Source organism: Paenimyroides tangerinum (genome assembly GCF_003865405.1).
Classification (GTDB): Bacteria; Bacteroidota; Bacteroidia; order Flavobacteriales; family Flavobacteriaceae; genus Flavobacterium; species Flavobacterium tangerinum.
Window position 1 is genome coordinate 1 of record NZ_RQVQ01000049.1, and the last position, 17,969, is coordinate 17,969.

Annotated in this window: 19 protein-coding genes and 2 rRNA genes (1 of these 21 running past the window's edge); 6 read left to right on the top strand and 15 right to left on the bottom strand. The window is 31.0% G+C overall.

What is annotated here, in order from left to right; all coding sequences use genetic code 11:
- The first annotated feature begins 104 nt into the window (after positions 1–104).
- Together EG240_RS14640 and EG240_RS14645 are read left to right on the top strand one after the other, a co-directional pair.
- Entirely contained in the window at positions 105–497 is a 393-nt protein-coding gene (locus EG240_RS14640) for a VOC family protein (RefSeq protein ID WP_125020101.1), read from the top strand.
- Between the two features lie 74 nt (positions 498–571).
- Entirely contained in the window at positions 572–814 is a 243-nt protein-coding gene (locus EG240_RS14645) for a hypothetical protein (RefSeq protein WP_125020102.1), read from the top strand.
- A gap of 28 nt (positions 815–842) precedes the next feature.
- Here the strand turns inward: EG240_RS14645 and EG240_RS14650 are convergent, their stop codons facing one another.
- The 13 genes from EG240_RS14650 to recJ form a co-directional block, all read right to left on the bottom strand.
- The gene (locus EG240_RS14650) at positions 843–1,496 is read right to left on the bottom strand and encodes a hypothetical protein (protein WP_125020103.1); all 654 of its coding nucleotides are present in this window, start codon (positions 1,494–1,496) and stop codon (positions 843–845) included.
- Between the two features lies 1 nt (position 1,497).
- Positions 1,498–2,145 (bottom strand): hypothetical protein, encoded by a 648-nt coding sequence (locus EG240_RS14655; RefSeq protein ID WP_125020104.1) that lies wholly within the window; start codon positions 2,143–2,145, stop codon positions 1,498–1,500.
- Between the two features lie 98 nt (positions 2,146–2,243).
- Entirely contained in the window at positions 2,244–2,735 is a 492-nt protein-coding gene (locus EG240_RS14660) for a hypothetical protein (protein WP_125020105.1), read from the bottom strand.
- A gap of 108 nt (positions 2,736–2,843) precedes the next feature.
- Entirely contained in the window at positions 2,844–3,839 is a 996-nt protein-coding gene (locus EG240_RS14665) for a toxin-antitoxin system YwqK family antitoxin (protein WP_125020106.1), read from the bottom strand.
- A 25-nt stretch (positions 3,840–3,864) separates the two neighbouring features.
- Positions 3,865–5,991, bottom strand: coding sequence for a prolyl oligopeptidase family serine peptidase (locus EG240_RS14670; protein ID WP_125020107.1), 2,127 nt, complete (start codon positions 5,989–5,991; stop codon positions 3,865–3,867).
- Positions 5,991–6,806 carry a hypothetical protein gene (locus EG240_RS14675; RefSeq protein ID WP_125020108.1) on the bottom strand — a complete coding sequence of 272 codons (816 nt, stop codon included), beginning with the start codon at positions 6,804–6,806 and terminating at the stop codon, positions 5,991–5,993. The genes EG240_RS14670 and EG240_RS14675 overlap by 1 nt, the downstream gene beginning before the upstream one ends.
- Before the next feature lie 85 nt (positions 6,807–6,891).
- Positions 6,892–7,326, bottom strand: coding sequence for a DUF4625 domain-containing protein (locus tag EG240_RS14680; protein ID WP_125020109.1), 435 nt, complete (start codon positions 7,324–7,326; stop codon positions 6,892–6,894).
- 56 nt (positions 7,327–7,382) lie between these two features.
- Positions 7,383–7,841 carry a DUF4625 domain-containing protein gene (locus EG240_RS14685; RefSeq protein WP_125020110.1) on the bottom strand — a complete coding sequence of 153 codons (459 nt, stop codon included), beginning with the start codon at positions 7,839–7,841 and terminating at the stop codon, positions 7,383–7,385.
- Between the two features lie 18 nt (positions 7,842–7,859).
- On the bottom strand, positions 7,860–10,214 hold the full coding sequence (locus EG240_RS14690; protein WP_235830393.1) for a TonB-dependent receptor: 2,355 nt from the start codon (positions 10,212–10,214) through the stop codon (positions 7,860–7,862).
- 36 nt (positions 10,215–10,250) lie between these two features.
- Positions 10,251–10,583 carry a hypothetical protein gene (locus tag EG240_RS14695; RefSeq protein WP_125020111.1) on the bottom strand — a complete coding sequence of 111 codons (333 nt, stop codon included), beginning with the start codon at positions 10,581–10,583 and terminating at the stop codon, positions 10,251–10,253.
- Positions 10,584–10,648: 65 nt separating this feature from the next.
- Positions 10,649–11,815: an MFS transporter gene (locus EG240_RS14700; RefSeq protein WP_125020112.1), complete on the bottom strand. Its 1,167-nt coding sequence runs from the start codon at positions 11,813–11,815 to the stop codon at positions 10,649–10,651.
- A 74-nt stretch (positions 11,816–11,889) separates the two neighbouring features.
- Positions 11,890–12,882 carry an aspartate-semialdehyde dehydrogenase gene (locus tag EG240_RS14705; protein WP_125020113.1) on the bottom strand — a complete coding sequence of 331 codons (993 nt, stop codon included), beginning with the start codon at positions 12,880–12,882 and terminating at the stop codon, positions 11,890–11,892.
- A gap of 86 nt (positions 12,883–12,968) precedes the next feature.
- Entirely contained in the window at positions 12,969–14,663 is a 1,695-nt protein-coding gene (gene recJ, locus EG240_RS14710; RefSeq protein ID WP_125020114.1) for a single-stranded-DNA-specific exonuclease RecJ, read from the bottom strand.
- A gap of 432 nt (positions 14,664–15,095) precedes the next feature.
- Between recJ and EG240_RS14715 the strand changes: the two genes are divergently transcribed.
- The 4 genes from EG240_RS14715 (at position 15,096) to EG240_RS14730 (ending at position 17,563) form a co-directional block, all read left to right on the top strand.
- Complete coding sequence (locus EG240_RS14715) at positions 15,096–15,200, top strand: RHS repeat-associated core domain-containing protein (protein WP_203229324.1); 105 nt, start codon at positions 15,096–15,098, stop codon at positions 15,198–15,200.
- A gap of 588 nt (positions 15,201–15,788) precedes the next feature.
- Positions 15,789–16,235, top strand: a complete 447-nt coding sequence (locus EG240_RS14720) for a hypothetical protein (RefSeq protein WP_125020115.1) — start codon at positions 15,789–15,791, stop codon at positions 16,233–16,235.
- A gap of 337 nt (positions 16,236–16,572) precedes the next feature.
- Positions 16,573–17,019 carry a hypothetical protein gene (locus tag EG240_RS14725; RefSeq protein ID WP_125020116.1) on the top strand — a complete coding sequence of 149 codons (447 nt, stop codon included), beginning with the start codon at positions 16,573–16,575 and terminating at the stop codon, positions 17,017–17,019.
- A gap of 118 nt (positions 17,020–17,137) precedes the next feature.
- Positions 17,138–17,563, top strand: coding sequence for a hypothetical protein (locus EG240_RS14730; protein WP_125020117.1), 426 nt, complete (start codon positions 17,138–17,140; stop codon positions 17,561–17,563).
- Between the two features lie 217 nt (positions 17,564–17,780).
- Here EG240_RS14730 and rrf (EG240_RS17145) read toward each other — a convergent pair.
- A 5S ribosomal RNA gene (gene rrf, locus EG240_RS17145) occupies positions 17,781–17,886 on the bottom strand.
- A gap of 82 nt (positions 17,887–17,968) precedes the next feature.
- Position 17,969, bottom strand: a 5S ribosomal RNA gene (rrf, locus tag EG240_RS14735); it runs 110 nt beyond the window's last position.

A 17,969-nucleotide genomic window follows, 5' to 3' on the forward strand; every position in this document is an offset into this window, starting at 1 on the left:
CATTAAATTTGAACATCTAAATTCCAGTCAGTTAGCTTTGTATTAATAATCGAATTCAGGTTTGTATTAAAAACTTTAGTAAACTTGTGAAAATTATTCAACCAATGAACAACAAAAAAGAACCTAAAGTTAACGGAATTGGAAGCGTTATGTTTTTTACTGAAAATCCAAAAGCTACTCGCGAATGGTATGCTAAAAATTTAAATATGAATGTGAGCGATTGGGGAGCTACTTTCGAAAGCAGAAACATTGACAATCCAGACCAATTGGAATCAACGCAATGGTGTCCGACAAAAAAAGGAAGTGATTATTTTGCGCCATCAGAAAAACCTTTTATGATTAATTATCGCGTACAAAACATCGAAGGATTAATCGAACAATTAAAAGCAAACGGAGTTACGATTATTGGAGATTTAATTGTCCATGAATATGGGAAATTTGCTCACATTTTAGACGAAGATGGAAACAAAATTGAACTTTGGGAACCCGCAGAATAATATTTCTGTGATTAGAAATAAATACTAAACTATCCGATTTGTCGTTGTATCTTTGCAACTTAATTTTCAGCTTTATGGGAAAAGAAACAAAAGAAGGTCTTTATCAAGGAATTATTGAGCAAGACGAAAAAGGAAATTTTTTCTGTGGTCCTTATTTATTAGATTACAAAATGGTTACTGCTGGTTTCCAATTGGGAGATAAAATCAGTATCAAAAAATTGATAACGAATCCAAGTGATATTTCGTTTGAAAAATATCCAAAGAAGTCAGTGAAATTTACATTCGCAAACGGCGATCATCCTTCAGTGACAGAATAAACTAATCCATCCAATCGTGATGGATTTTTTATTGTTCGATTTCAAATGTCATTTTTAGATGTGCAAAATTTGAAATTATTTTTTTTGTTTCTTTTTCAGGATTTGAAAAATTTTTCATCCATATTTCTGAATATGAAACGTATGAATCACTTTCAAACAAACGCATATATAAATTGTTTTCGTCTTTATTCGTTTCTGACAAAACTTTAAATCCGATAAAAAAGTTTTCATCAGGAAAATCAATCGAAGAAATATCAACTTTGAAAGCTCCTTTATGATGATGAGGTACAATAAATTTAATTTCACAATCGCTAATCAAATTTCCTAATTGATTATCAATACCCATTTCATAAACCAATAAACCTAATTCAACATCGAGATAATTAACATCAAATTGTTTTCCTGAAACTAAATCAGCAAAATCTACAAATGATGTATTAAAATAAAAACTTACTGATTTTATTTTTCCTTCTGGAAGTTGATTTACATTAGTTACAATAAATTCATCTTGTGAAATACCATTAAAAGCCGGTTTCCCCGAAATTTTATGTTTCTTAATTTTTCTCTTCCTTTTTGATGTAATTTCTAATTCATCTAAAGTGGTTTCTTCAATGGTAGTTTGAGCTTGAATTAAGTTTGAACCACAAACGACGAGAATGATAATTAGTAAATTTCGAATCATATTATTGTTCAATTTCTAAAGTTGTTTTTAAAGCAAAAGGTTGTTGAGCTAAGGTAATTGACTTGTCTTTGGCATTTGCTTTTGAAAGAAATGTTTCATAAGAAAATGTTTTATCGGTTTCACATATTCTAATAAAAAAATTCCCCTCATCTGCATTGCATTCAGAAAGCACTTTTATTCCCATAAAAAAATCACCTGTAGGAAAATCAATTTCAGAAACATCAATTTTCAATTCGCCTCGGTGCTCTTTTTTAACTGTAAAATTAACTTCAGAATCACTTATCATTTTTCCTAAAGTTCCATCTTTCTTCATTTCATAAACTAAGATTCCTAAATCAACATCTTTATAATTTGTTTTAAAATCGTCATTTATTGAGTTAAGAAGATTAGGAGCCCAAGTATTAAAATAAAAGGTTGCAGATATAATTTTTCCTTTTGGTAAATTATCATATTTCGTAATAAAAAAATTATCCTTTGATAGAACTTGAAATTCAGGATTTATTCCATCAATTTTATATTTCTTAATTTTTCTCTTCCTTTTTGATGCGATTTCTAATTCATCTAAAGTGGTTTCTTCAATGGTGTTTTGAGCAAATAAACTTGTAGTACAAAACAGCATTAAGGTCAGCAATAATAAACGATGTAACATATTTTCTTTTTATAACAATTTTAAAATAAATGTAAATAAAAAAGTCAGCACAGAATGCTGACTTTTGAATATTTTAACATTTAAGTTATTTAATAGCACTACTTAAATGGATCATATATTAGAAATGGAAGAGGTGTAGGAAAAATTCTTTCGCTATGATTAAAAAAAGTAGGCATTAAATTAAGAATGGAATTTACAGCTACAGCAAAAACAAAGACAATTTGAATAATCCAAAAGCTGTTTGGAATTTTATTCACTCTACGCTTTAGAAAACTCCATGATAGAAACAACCAAAAATAACAAATTGCTAAATGAAAGATAAAAAAGATAATTTTCTCAACAACTAAAGGAAGTTTTGAATAACCTAAAGTTCGAATTGTAATATAAAAACTTTGAATAAAAATAAATTGTACTATTAATCCTCCATAAGTTATAAAATGATGAATACAAAATTTTAAAAATCGTTCCATCAAATAAATTCCTTTATAAAAAATCAAACTTATTAAAAAACTTAGAGAACCAAAAAATAATACATCTAAAATATTTGTAAACCAAGTATCGGTAGCTACAGTACCCCAAGAAAATTCCATAAAATTCTTTTCTATAAATATATATTTTCTTAAAATTATAATATAAAAAAATCCACCATTAAAAAATGATGGATTTATGAATAAAATTTGGGATCGAAAATAATTTAATTAATATCTTATTTCTTCAATTAATTGAAAATCTTTAAAAATCTTTTTTTTAATTAATTTACCATTTTCATCAAAATCTTCCCAAGTCCCATCTGGCTTTTCATCTAAAACAAATCCTCTTCTAGATATTTTACCATTTTTATGATATCCTATAACAGATCCTTGAAAAATTCCATTAATATAAACACCCTTAAGTTCTAACTGACCATTAATATTCCATTGTAATTTTTCACCATGTAAAGTGTCATTTTTATAAGTATTACTCATCTTCATTTTTCCATTTTCATACCATTCTTCAGACACTCCATGAAACCTACCATTTTTGAAATTCATTTGAGATTTAATACTCCCATCATTAAAAAATTCTTTCACTAAACCTTCTTGAACACCATTTTTCCAATAAGAAATTTCTCTTAGATACCCATTATCATACCAATGTCTAACCTCTCCATTTGTTAATCCATTCAAACGATTTGCTACTGCAGAAATATAACCATCATTATAAAACCAGGTTATTTTACCCGTTCCATTTTTAAGCTCTTGAATAAATTCTGGTTCACCATTTTCATAATATCTAATCCAATCATCATTAAAAACACCATTTGAGAGTTTTCCTTTTTGAAATATGTCGCCATTTTGAAATTTTTCTATATAATTTCCATCTTTAAGATAAACATCGAAAGTAGTGTCTCTTTGATAAACACGGAGTCTAATCACTTCTCCAATTTCATTATAGATATAAGTGGTATCAACCCTTTTTTTATTTCTAAGTTTTCCTTTTTTATAAATTTCTCCACTAGAATAAAACATATAAAAAACTCCATCCTCAACCGTAGTCTCTTTTAATACTGGAATCCAAGATCCTTTACCCGAACTTTCATCAACCAAATATGCCCAATTCAGATTTCTTTTAGATTTATCATTAAAATCATTCTTATTACAACTAACAATTAATAAAGTCAACAAGAACAAACTACTTTTAAAAAAAGAATTCATAACATATAAAATTTCAAAAAAACTTTTACTTCAATTTCGAAACACCCATATTCCAAAGTGTAAATGCTTGGATATCGGCATTTTCATTGATGGTTTGTTGCACAGATTTTCCTGCTCCGTGACCTGCATTTACATCAATACGAATTAACACTGGATTTGTACCATCGTTCTTAGCTTGTAACTCAGCAGCGAATTTAAAACTATGTGCTGGAACTACACGATCATCGTGGTCGCCAGTTGTAATCATCGTTGCTGGATATGCAACTCCTGCTTTTACATTATGAACTGGCGAATATCCTTTTAAATAGTTGAACATTTCTTTAGAATCTTCAGCCGTTCCGTAATCGTAAGCCCAACCAGCACCAGCAGTAAATGTATGGTAACGCAACATATCCAAAACTCCAACTGCAGGTAAAGCAACCTTCATTAAATCTGGGCGTTGTGTCATCGTTGCCCCAACTAATAAACCACCGTTTGAACCTCCGCGAATTGCTAATTTCTCTGAAGATGTATATTTGTTATCAATTAAATATTGAGCTGCCGCAATGAAATCGTCAAACACGTTTTGCTTTTTCATTTGCGTTCCGGCATCGTGCCATTTTTTACCATATTCTCCTCCTCCTCGTAAGTTAGGAACAGCATAAATTCCACCATTTTCTAACCAAACCGCATTAGCAATACTAAAACTTGGCGTTAACGAAACATTGAATCCGCCATAAGCATATAGCATCGTTGGATTTGTTCCATCTAATTTTGTTCCTTTTTTATACGTGATAATCATTGGAACTTTTGTTCCATCTTTTGATGTATAGAAAATCTGTTTTGATTCGTAATCTTCTGGATTGAATTTCACTTTAGGTTTTTGGAATTCATCAGATTTCCCTGAAGCAATATCCATTTTATAGATGGTTCCTGGTGTGATGTAATTTGTAAATGAATAATACAAATCTTTCGCTTCTTTCTTATCTCCAAATCCTGAAGCAGTTCCTAAACCAGGTAACTTTATATCACGAATCAATTTTCCGTTATAATCATATTGTTGAACAACAGAAACGGCATCTTTCATATAATTCGCAAAGAAATATCCACCAGCTTTTGACAAATCTAAAACATTTTCTGTTTCAGGAATCACATCTTTCCAAGTCGATTTATTTGCTAAAGTGGCTACATCAGCAACCATTAACTTTTGGTTTGGCGCTTGATAATTTGTTACGATGTACATTTTCCCATCTTTTGAATCGATGATTGAATAATCATTATCAAAACCTGTTACAATCGTTTGGATTGGCGCATTTTGCTTGTTTAAATCTTGAATATACAATTCGTTTCCTGATGTTGCATTCGCAGTAGTGATCACTAAATAATTTTGATCATCGGTCACATAACCACCAACATATCTACGTTTTGTTTTATCACCAAAAACAACCTTATCTTCTTTTTGAGAAGTTCCTAATTTATGATAATATAATTTGTGCTGATCCGTTTTTGCAGAAAGTTCACTTCCAGTTGGTTTATCATAACTTGAATAATAGAAACCGTCATTTTTGTACCAAGAAATACCTGAGAATTTCACATCGATTAAGGTTTCTCCAACAACCGATTTATCATTTGTGTTTAAAACGATTATTTTTCTCCAGTCACTTCCTCCTTCAGAAATCGCATAAGCAAATAAACTTCCATCTTCCGTAAAAGAAACATCGGCTAAAGAAGTTGTTCCATCTTTAGAAAATGTATTCGGATCTAGGAAAACTTCTTCTTTGCCAGCTTTATCTTTACGATACAAAACCGATTGATTTTGTAATCCGTCGTTTTTATAATAATAGGTATAATCACCTTCTACAAAAGGAGCTCCGATTTTTTCGTAATTCCATTTTTCTTCTAACTGTTTTCTTAAAGCTTCGCGAAATGGAATTTTGTCTAAATAAGCAAAAGTAACTTCGTTTTCTGCTTTTACCCAAGCAGCTGTTTCTTCAGATAGATCGTCTTCTAACCAACGATACGGATCTAAGATTTCTTCACCAAAATACACATCTACTACAGTATCTTTACGAGTTTCTGGATAGGTTAACTTTTCTTGCATATTTGCGTTTTCTGTTTTATTACATGAAACAATAGCTGCAGCAATAAAAATGGAACTTACTAATTTTTTCATTATTCAAAAGTTTGATATTTAAAAAATGTTACAAAAACTTCACCGAAAGAAGTCATATGTGTTTTCTTAATTGGAAAATCTAGTTGGTTATAGATATAAGTATCCGTGTAAATATTGGTATCTTCAGGATTTGAATGATAAATATATTTCTTAGTTAATCTATTATTAATCAATCCATTTTCAAAGCCATAGCCATACAACGAAAGTAGAATCCAACTTGGAGTTAAAACATTTGAATAACAGCCTCTTTTGGAATCATAGATAAACTCTTCAAATCCTATAGGGTAATTCATTTTAATTAAATTTCCAGCATTATCATACTCAAAAGTATAAGAATCTTTAGCAATTAATCTACTTTGATTATCTAATATTATATTTGAAGTGGTTTCTGAAGTACTATTTGTAGCAAAATTTGTACTAATTCTTACACATTCAATTTCGTGACTTGAAATATAATTATAATTATATTGAGTTTGATTAGTAATTATATTTTGTTGATTCGCTGTATCAAAAGTTTTTGAAATAATAGATTGAATTTGATCTCCATTATATTGAAATTCAAAACTACTTGTCACTAAATTAGAGATTGTATCTGTTGAAACAATCGAGACAAATCGTCGCTGAGAATCGTATTGATAGACATCTTTATAATGCTCCCAAGTCGTCTCACTTAATAATAAGTTAGAACTAACAGGTGCAGGTTCTTCAGGTTCTTCTTCTATTGGATTAATAACAATTGGAGCGTTATCAATATAATCAGGTGAACATCCTATTATACCAACGCAAGATATAAGTATAAAACTTAATTTTTTCATTTTTATTAATTTTAAACTTATGCAAAATAAAAAAACTTGCCGAGATGGGCAAGTTTTAAATATCGTAATAGCTAACAGAAAATTATTATTCAACAATTTTTGGTTCAATTTTGAAAGTTCGATCAACGTAATTACTATTGTTATACCAATCAACCGCCAAAACTCTAAGAATATAATCTCCTGTTGCAGTAGGAATAGAATCCTTAGTCATAATTGGAATAGTCACACTAGGAGAAATCTCAAACTCATTTGCTGGTACATTGATCTCTATTTCTTTTTTATAAGTAAATTCGCCAGGTACAATACCATCTTTATGAAAAATTTCATAAGAATAGAAACGAACTCCGTAATCATCTTTAAAACTCATTTTCGTTTTTAAAATATCTCCTACAAAAACAACTTGATTTTCTTCTGGATTTATAATCTCGACTTTAGGAGCTTCAGTATCCTCGTCATTAGAACAAGATCCTAATAACAATGAAGTTCCTACTAATAAAAATGTGTATAATATATTTTTCATGATTTATTAAAATTTAATTCTCAAATATACTAACAAAAACTATGCAAAATTTTTTTTTAGTGATTATGTTCGTGTCCAATAAAAATCTCTACGAATTGTTGGCTTTGATTCCCGGCAGCATCTATACAGAAAATCCCAACATGATAATGGTCTTCTTTTGCATTTTCTGGAATTGAAATTGAATAATCTACCTGATATGATTTTGGATTGCTTTCGATCTGGAAAACATTTTCATAAGTAAAAGGGACTTTATTATCCAAAGCAATGGTTCGGTGTTCATGCCCATCTCCGGCAGCATGAATTTCAACTTTATAACTTGCCAAAGCTGTTTCGTCTTGAAATAATGCTTGAATATTTAATTCTGATCCTGGCTCTACTTCTTGGTGATCCGTTGGGCTTTGAATAGAAATAGTTGGTTTCTGTGTATCTAAATCAGAAGAATCACTATCTGAACAAGAAACAAATGCGATTGAAACAAATAATAAACTGAATAATTGTGTTTTGATATTTTTCATTTTTATAAAATTTAAAGGTTAAAATGGAATTTGAATCATCAATTGAATGTTTCTTCCTAATTCTGGAATTTCAATAGCTCGATAAAAACTCGCATGATTGTAATATTTGGTATTAAATAAATTATTGGCTTGTAAACGAATGATTGGTTTTACTTTTCCGATTTTAACTTCAGATTGTAAACCCGCACCAAAAATGGTATAACCAGGTGTTTTCTCTTCGTTTTGAGCAATTCTATTCTGAGCACTCGCCCATTTTGTATTTAGATAAACTATAGATTGTTTGGTAATTTCAGAATCTTTAAATGCATACGAAAGCTCCGCAAACAAGTTAACTGGTGTTGAAAATGGCAACGGATAATTTCCTTTCGGATTATCTAATTGTTTGTTATACAAATATTCGAAAGTTGCGTTTAAAGTAAACGAATTCCATTTTTGTTGAATGGCATATTCAAAACCTGTAATCAAAGCTTTGGATTGCGCATATTCATAAACTTGTCCGCCGTGAGGAAGTACAGAAAACGTTCCGGTTGGTTTCAAGAAAATGTAATTACTGAAATAATATACATACGGACTTAATGTGGATTTGAAATTATCGTTCTCAAACGTCAATCCAATTTCAGACGAAACACCGCGTTCTACTTTTAAATTCGGATTTCCTTTCTCGTGTCTGAAAGCTCCGTGATGAATTCCGTTGGCACTTAATTCCATTGCTGTTGGTGCTCTGAAATTAGTTCCAATATTGAAATTCAACTTCCATTTTGGATGCATAACATACGAAAGTCCGAATGCAAAATTGGTTTGCAAATAGGTTTTATGAACATCTGAACTTCGTTGCGCATTTTCTTTCGCTGTAGTTTCATTTTTTCCAGTAGCAATTAAATAATCATATAAAATCGAATCAAAATAACCTTTGGTTTTCATATCGATATAATCTAATCGAGCACCAAAATCAAGAGTTGTTTTATCCGAGACAAACCATTCGTGATTGGCATAAAAAGCTAAATTATTTCTGTTATATTCTGGAAGTAAATAACTGTAACCCGAAACATTATTTTGTTGAAAATTTTGCTGGAATCCAAAAGTGGTTTCGTGGTCCAATCCGGTTTCAAACGAATAATTGACTTGAGAATCTAACGTATTTAAGACAAAGTCTAATTCCAAATTCGGATTTACACTTGGTGCTTGTTGATTGCTATAATGCGAATGAAACAAACTCCATTCTTGACGGTGATTTTGCTGAAACGAAAAAATAGCATTCCACTCGCTATGCGGTTTTTTCCATTTGTTTGAGCTTGTAACTTTAAAGTGATTCACCGTTTGATACGGAAAACCAACATCGCGATAATTACCATCATCCGTAACAGCTCCAACGGAAGGAATTCCGTGAGCGCCTGCAAAAAAACCAATTTTACTTTTTAAGTTAGAAACACTCAAAATAGACTGAAACGAATCGGAAACATAACCTCCCTGTAAATACACCGAATATTCATCTCCCGCCGTATTTTTCATTCGATTATTGTAAATAGGAATTTTGGTATTTAGGTAATTTACTTCAGAAGTTGGTACTTTAAAATCAGCATAATCAACTCCTGAAAATTTGGCTTTAAAAAACCAATTCTCTTTTCTATGCTGAAAATTAAACGAAGCTCCTATTGCATCATTCACTGTTTTTCCGTGAAGAATTACATTTCCTGAAGTGGAATTTTCTTGTGGAATTTTCTCATTATTAATTCGAATTACGCCACCAATCGCATCACTTCCGTAAGCAATAGCGCCAACACCTTTTATGATTTCAACTTCTTCTGCTTGAAGTGCATCAATTTCTAAACCGTGGTCGGCTCCCCATTGTTGCCCTTCTTGCTTAATTCCATTTTCGGTTACAGCAATTCGTGTAAAACCAAGTCCACGAATCATAGGTTTTGAAACACCCGAACCGATTTCCATAGCGGTAACACCAGCAACATTTTCTAATGATTTGGCTAAACTTCCGGCGAAGTTGTCTTTAATTTGATTGGATTTAACTGAAATACCATTGTACGTTTTTGGCTGATTGGTTGAAATGATCAGCTCGTCTAACATTTCTTCTTCGGTAAACAAAACAAGTTCAATAAAGCTAGTTTCAGGAACATTCACAAGAATATCCTGAGTTTGAAAACCGTTTAATTTTACACGTAGATTAAATGTTCCGCTTGGAATGTTTTGAAGTTCAAAAGTTCCATCGGGATTTGTTGTTGCACAATAAGTATTCCAATCGATATGACATTTGTTTAATGGCGTTCCGTTTGCATCAACAACTTTACCTTTTAAGGTGTTTTGTGAAAACATCAATACAGAATAAAAAAAACAAATGATTAGGATTGAAATTCGCATCATTTATTATTCAAAAATTAGTTTATAAAAATCTAAAGTCTAAATAAACTCAGGTGGTCCGCGTAGAAACGAATGTTGATTAAAAGATAAATCAAAAGCTTGTTCTGAAAAGAAATACTTCTGAGAAACTTGTGTTGGATTAAAAAAAGTATAGGTTTGAAATTCAACCGAAGTAAACGGACTGAAAGTAAAATCACAAACGTGACAATGTTTACTGTCTATATGTGAATGTGAATGATCTGAATCATCAGTAACATAAGAATGATGAATATCTTCGAGAACGTGAGTTAACGAATGTACAGACTGATACATAATGGTACAAACGACCAATATGCTCATTAAGAAATTCGTAAACAACATTCTCTGTTTCATTTTGCAAAGTTAGGATTACTATTTTATAATAAACCTTATATTAAAGGAATTAACAAATCTTTAAACTAGTTATTCTTTTTGATTCGATAAATATTCTTTGAAATAAGCAAATAATAGAAAATTCCGATAGTTGCAGAAGCACTACAAATCAGAAATAAATATTTGAATTCATTATTAAAATAAGTTGCCATAAATCCAGATAAAACCATTCCTAAACCAATTCCTAAATCATAAAACGAAAAGAAAGTTGAGTTTGCTGTTCCGCGCTGGTCATTGGTTCCCATATTTACAAACATCGTTTGATAGGTTGGAGAAGCGATTCCGTAACCAAAACCAATAAAAAGTGCAGATGTAAAAAACAAAACTTCAGAATTTGCTATTCCAAAAAGTAAAAAACTCAAAGCAATGGTAGCCTGAGAAGCAATCATTAATTGATTTACATAACCTTTATCTAAAAGTTTTCCAGCAAAGAAACGTGTAGCCATCATTCCAACAGCCATAAATAAAAAGAATAAACCAATGTTTTCAATTCCCAGTTGCATTCCGTATTTAGCTGCGTAAGTAAACAACATTCCGTAACAAATGGCTGTAAAAAGTAAGTTAATCCCAATTGGAATAGCCGCTTTCAATATAAAACGGTCTAAAGAAATTACAGTTTTCGTTTTAATTTCTCTTACGGGAACTTTAATTAACAAGGCGGTTAACAATCCGATAATTCCAAAGAAAATCGTACTATAAAAATTATAATCAAAATCAAAATGTTCATACAAATACAATCCGATAAACGGACCAACCGCCATAGCCAAAGTGGTTGTTAATCCAAAAAAGCCAATTCCTTCACCTCTTCGCTTAGCCGGAATAACATCAATAGCAATGGTACTACTCGCTGTTGTGATAACACTCCAAACACCACCGTGCATCATTCTGGCAATGATAAATAATGTAATGGTTGAAGCCCACATATAACCGAAATACACAAATACAAAAAGAAAATATGCAATGATATACACTTTTTTTCGAGAAAATGTGTCGACAATAAATCCTGAAAACGGACGCAAAATTAACGTCGCAATAATATAACTCGCTAAAATTAATCCGGTCTCAGATTCGGTTGTATGAAATTGTTCTTCTATATAAAACGGCATTGTTGTTCCGATTAAATAGAACGCAAATGCCATTAAAAAGTTTGATAAATTAGTTAAGATAAAATCTTTCGACCAAAGTTTCTCCATTGTGTTATTTTAAAAACGAAAAGAAGTTCTTGATAAACAAGAACTTCAATTTATATATTTTGAATGGTTATTTTTTAACCAATTAATTTATTTGCTACTAAATATTCAGCAATTTGAATGGTATTTGTTGCCGCACCCTTACGTAAATTATCAGCAACAATCCACATATTTAATGTGTTTTCTTGAGATTCATCTCTACGAATTCTTCCAACAAAAACTTCATTTTTACCTTCTGCATATAAAGGCATTGGATATGTATTTGTATCGGTATTATCTTGAACCATAACACCAGGAGTTTCTTGAAGTAAAGCACGAACTTTAGCTAAATCAAAATCATTTTCAAACTCAATATTAACTGATTCACTATGACCGCCAACAACCGGAATACGAACAGCAGTTGCTGTAACTTTGATAGAATCATCTGCCATAATTTTCTTAGTTTCTTTGGTCAACTTCATTTCTTCTTTCGTGTAACCATTATCTAAGAAAACATCACAATGAGGAATGGCATTACGGTGAATTTGGTATTTATAAGCCATTTCACCTTGTTCACCTTTATATTCGTTCTCTAATTGTTGAACTGCTTTTACACCTGTTCCTGTAATTGATTGATACGTTGAAACAACTACTCGTTTAATTTTATAAGCTTTGTGTAACGGAGCCAAAGCCATTACCAACTGAATCGTTGAACAATTTGGATTAGCAATAATTTTATCTTCTTTAGTTAAAACGTTTGCGTTGATTTCTGGAACAACCAATTTCTTAGTCGGGTCCATTCTCCAAGCCGATGAATTATCAACAACCGTAGTACCAACTTCTGCAAATTTTGGAGCCCATTCTAAAGAAGTTTCTCCGCCTGCAGAAAACAAAGCAACATCTGGTTTCATTTCTACGGCTGTTTGCAAATTTACCACCTTATATTTCTTATCTTTAAATGAGATTTCCTTACCAACCGATTTCTCAGAAGCTACTGGAATTAATTCTGTTACTGGAAAATTACGTTCTGCTAACACCTTCAGCAAAATCTCACCAACCATTCCGGTTGCTCCTACAACTGCTACTCTCATAATAAAAAATATAATTTAAAATTTGCACTGCAAAAATAGTTATAAATCAAAGAACAAAATCATATTTAAATCAATTATAACATCATTTAACAAAAATTAAAATCTTTAACCTGAAGTTGTAAAGTCACTTTATCTTTCCATTGATTTTCAGATAAGGAATACACTAAATTCATCAAACGAAGATTTCTTGTTTCTAAATACAAATTACCTTTTCCAAAAGCAATTGCTGGAAAAGGTTTTGAATTATCTTGCTTGACAAACATTTTCAGATGCTCATTGTTTTTTCCTAAACCTTGTGCATTTCCGGTGTCAAAAACATTTGGCGTTAAAAAAACAGGCGTCATATTTTCTGGACCGTGAGGTTCAAACTGCTTTAAAATACGAAGCGTTTTATCGTCCAAATCATTAAAATCAAGAATTGCATCGATTAAAATTTCAGGTTCTTTCAATTCTTCTGGCATCGTTTGTTTCACCACTTCCTCAAAATGCGTTTTAAACTTCGGATAATTCTCCTCTGAAATTGTCATTCCAGCTGCATACATATGACCACCAAACTGAATCAAATGTTCAGAACAAGCCTCCAAAGCTTCATAAACATCAAATCCTTTAACCGAACGAGCCGAAGCAGCTAAATAATTTCCACTTTTAGTAAAAACCAAAGTCGGACGATAATGCGTTTCAATTAAACGAGAAGCCACAATCCCAATCACACCTTTGTGCCAACTCGGATCATATACAACAGAAGTTGCAAAATCGATTTCGTTATTATCTTCAATTTGCTGTAAAGCCTGAATGGTAATTTCTTTATCTAAATCTTTTCGATGTGAATTAAACTCGTCAATCTCTTTGGCAAATTCAAGAGCTTGTTCCAAATCAAATTCAGATAATAATTTAACAGCATAGTTTCCGTGTTTAATTCTCCCTGCGGCATTAATCTTCGGTGCGAATTTAAACACTACATCGGTAATGGTAAATTCCGAAATCGAATACGCTTTCTTTAAAGCCAACAACCCCGGTCTTGGATTAGAATTTATCACTTGCAAACCAAAATGCGCTAAAATGCGATTTTCGCCTGTAATCGGAACGATATCGGCAGCAATCGCTGTTGCAACCAAATCTAAATACGAAACTAAATCTTCAGTCGTTTGATTACGATTTCGGCCTAAAGCCTGAATCAATTTAAAACCAACGCCACAACCACATAATTCTTTATACGGATAATTGCAATCTTTCTGTTTCGCATCTAAAACCGCAACTGCACCCGGAACTTCATCTCCTGGTAAATGGTGGTCACAAATAATAAAATCAATACCTTTTGCCTTAGCATAATCAATTTTATCAATCGATTTAATACCGCAATCCAACGCAATAATTAACGAAAACTCATTGTCTTCAGCATAATCAATTCCTTTGTTCGAAATTCCGTAACCTTCCAAATATCTATCCGGAATGTAGGTGTCAATATTATCTGAAAGCGTTTTCAAATAAGCCGAAACCAACGAAACAGCAGTAGTTCCATCAACATCATAATCACCAAAAACCAAAATGCGTTCTTCGTTTTCCAAAGCCGATTCTATACGTTGCACGGCTTTATCCATATCTTTCATCAAATACGGATCGTGTAAATCTGCTAACGACGGTCGAAAAAAAGCGCGTGCTTGTTCATACGTTTCAATCCCACGTTGCACCAACAAAGTCGCAATAAGTTCATTCACTTGCAATTGTTCTTGCAAAGTGCGAACTGCATTTCTATCAACCGAATCATTAATTTTCCAACGCATATCAAAAATTTAGAAAAGTAAAGTTACCGAATATTAAGCAGAATAAAAATTGATTCTAGGGCAATCCCTTCCACTGCGTTACAGGTCGGGCTGTTCGCACTCGCTTTTCGCAAATTAAAAATTTGCAAAAGAGCTCAAACAAAGCTCCCATCCCTATTGCAAAACGCAGTTGTAAATAAATACCACAGCATAAGTTGAGAATATTATATATATAACTTTTCAACTTTATATATATAATATTTACTTTTTTACTAGATAATATTTCAATTTATTCTAGATAATATTCCTTTTTTTACTAGATAAAATCAAAATTTATTCTAGAATAAATTCTAAACTAGAAGCTTCCTGTAAAAAAAAAAACACCGCATAAATCGTCAAAATCCAACTTATGATTGTATGATGAACTAGTATTATGTTATTTTTAGTACATTTATCAATGTGGATCCGCTAGCGGAGCAAACGATGACGGCTTATCAGTACGTGAATAATAATCCTGTGAATTTGAATGATCCTACGGGGATAAGCGGTGATGGATGATGGAAAAAATTAAAAGTACATATTAGTACTTTAGTTGGAGGTAATTCAGATCCACGACCAAATGCCCAATATGCTGAGGATGGAACTGAAATATTAAACGAAATAGTTATCAACACTAAAAGAAACAATTGTTTAAAATCAAAATTTTGATGGTGGATTTTATATGTATGATGATGAAGGAAAAGCAAAAAGAAATCAGTTCCTCAGAAAGAAAAATAATCCTTCTAAAACAAAAAGAATACTCAAATGTAGAAGGGCTGTACAGACTGGAGGTTTTACTAAAAGAAGTGAAGGAATTGGTAATATTAAACATGTAAAAGCTTCATTTACTTTTTTTAATAATGCTTTATAAGTAACAGATTTAGGAGTTAAAATATCAGAAGCTAAAGTAACCATTGACACAAGTCAACCGATTAGACTTTAAAAACAAATAGTTATAAAAGAATAATACCTGAGACTATACAAACTCTCACAAAAGAAACTACTACAAATCTTAAAGATGCTCCGAGATTTAGACACCCTACATATCAAATAAAAGATTATAGATTGGAAGAACTAAATAGGATGAATTTTATTAAAAAAATAACTATGAAAAAAATAATCATTATAATATGCATCATTTTTGTTGCATGTAATAAAACAGAGAATAAAGACATTAATGACAACAAAAAATCTGAAGATTTTGATTTCACTGTTTTTCATGCTGATACGCTAAAATCAGATACGTTGAATATAGTTAAATATGAATTCGGAAATAAAGAATTTGATAAATATCCTAACCGTTACTTAGATGTATATTATATTATTAGAGACTCAGTCTTTAATGGAAATATTAAAGATTTAGAAGGTTTTGAGTATGGAGTTTTGACGAATGCAAAAAAAAAGGATACTTTATATATAAATTCTTTCAATGAAAAAGGAAGGAAAATAATTACTTTTTTTATCTATGATGAAGTAGAGATTCCTGTTAATAAAGATAGCGTTAGAATATTATATAACATCTATAAATTTGGTTCACCAACTTTTATTAATTAAGAATTAACAGTAATGTTTCAGAAGTATTGATACAAATTACATTGTTTACAAAACCGATTTTGCAGATTTGCAATCCGTGCCTTAAAACAAATTAAACAAAGCGAGCTGACCGTAAAAAGTCAGCTTGTTTTATTATAAAAAAGGGTGCTATTGCTCTAAAATGATTTAGGATTCACAAAGTTATATATAACAAAAAAGTCCTTTACTTTTCAGTAAAGGACTTTCAAAAAAAAGGCAGCGACATACTCCCCGATAGCGCGGATTTGCAATCCGTGCCTTAAACCCGATAACGCGGATTTGCAATCCGTGCCTTAAAACCAATCCGACTGGTAAAAAGATGGAAGTTGTTATCAGCTCAGTTAATCAAACAGATGAAACAGGTAGAGAAAATGGAGGTCATAGTATATTTGGTGATAAGTCAATAAGTTTTTGGAAAGAAGGAGGTACGTTTCAAAAATTCACAAGTAAAGATGGTGATTCTGGTTATAGAGCTACTGTGTCTCAATTTAAAAAAACTAATGGAGATATTTATGTGTTAAGAGATTATTCAGCAGTTGAATTTCATTATCATATTCATCCTTGTATTTCACAGATCAGAAAATCTGGTTTAGCTAATCCTTCTGATACGGATTTTTCAACAATGGGTGATAATTATACAAATAAATTTAGAGGAACTGCATTTGTAATAGGGCTTAGAAGTAATAAAGTACAATTTTACGGAGATAAAAAATCTTATATAACAATTAGCTATGAAGTATATAAAAAAATTAGACTGGAAAATTAGACTATTATATTTTGTTTTAATTTTTATTTTAACAATAATTTCATTTTCTTGCGGAACTTTTAAAAAAATAGCATATGAAAAGAAAGTAAAAAAAAATGTTACATTGACTAATAAATTAATGAAATTAAAATTAAATGAAAATAATAATGCAATATATTTAATGTTGGAAAATTCCAATTATTCTTATCTGTTTAGTAATAATAAGAATATAACCGAGTTTTATTTTTTACAAAATGGAGTAATTAAAGAAAAAAAAGTTTTTAATACTTCTGTTGCTGATTTTGATTTTAAAAATTCGCTCGATCTTCAGAATGATTTTAATTGTATTAGAGAAAATGAATTCTCTTATTTTATTAAAATTTTAATAAATAATGAAAATATTATAAATGAATATTTCACTACAATTGATTTTCAATGTTTAGAGATTAATAAACTTAACAATCAATTTTCATTTTACATTTTAGAAGTAATAGAGCTTGCTCGACCTTTATATTTGAATGATTCAAAGTCAAATAAATTAACTCCTTATTTAATAGAAGAGTAAACTAGATCAAAGACATTGTAATCACAATATACGCAATCCCCTCCGATCGCGCGGATTTGTAATCCGTGCCTTAAAACCAATTAAACAAAGCGAGCTGACGTAAAAAGTCAGCATGTTTTATTAAAAAAAGGAGTGCTATTACTCTAAAATGATTTAGAATTCACAAAGTTATACATAACAAAAAAGTCCTTTACTTTTCAGTAAAGGACTTTCAAAAAAAAGGCAACGTCATACTCTCCCACATTAAATGCAGTACCATCTGCGCAATCGGGCTTAACTTCTCTGTTCGAAATGGAAAGAGGTGAACCCGATCGCGCGGATTTGTAATCCGTGCCTTAAAACCAATTAAACAAAGCGAGCTGACGTAAAAAGTCAGCATGTTTTATTATAAAAAGGAGTGCTATTG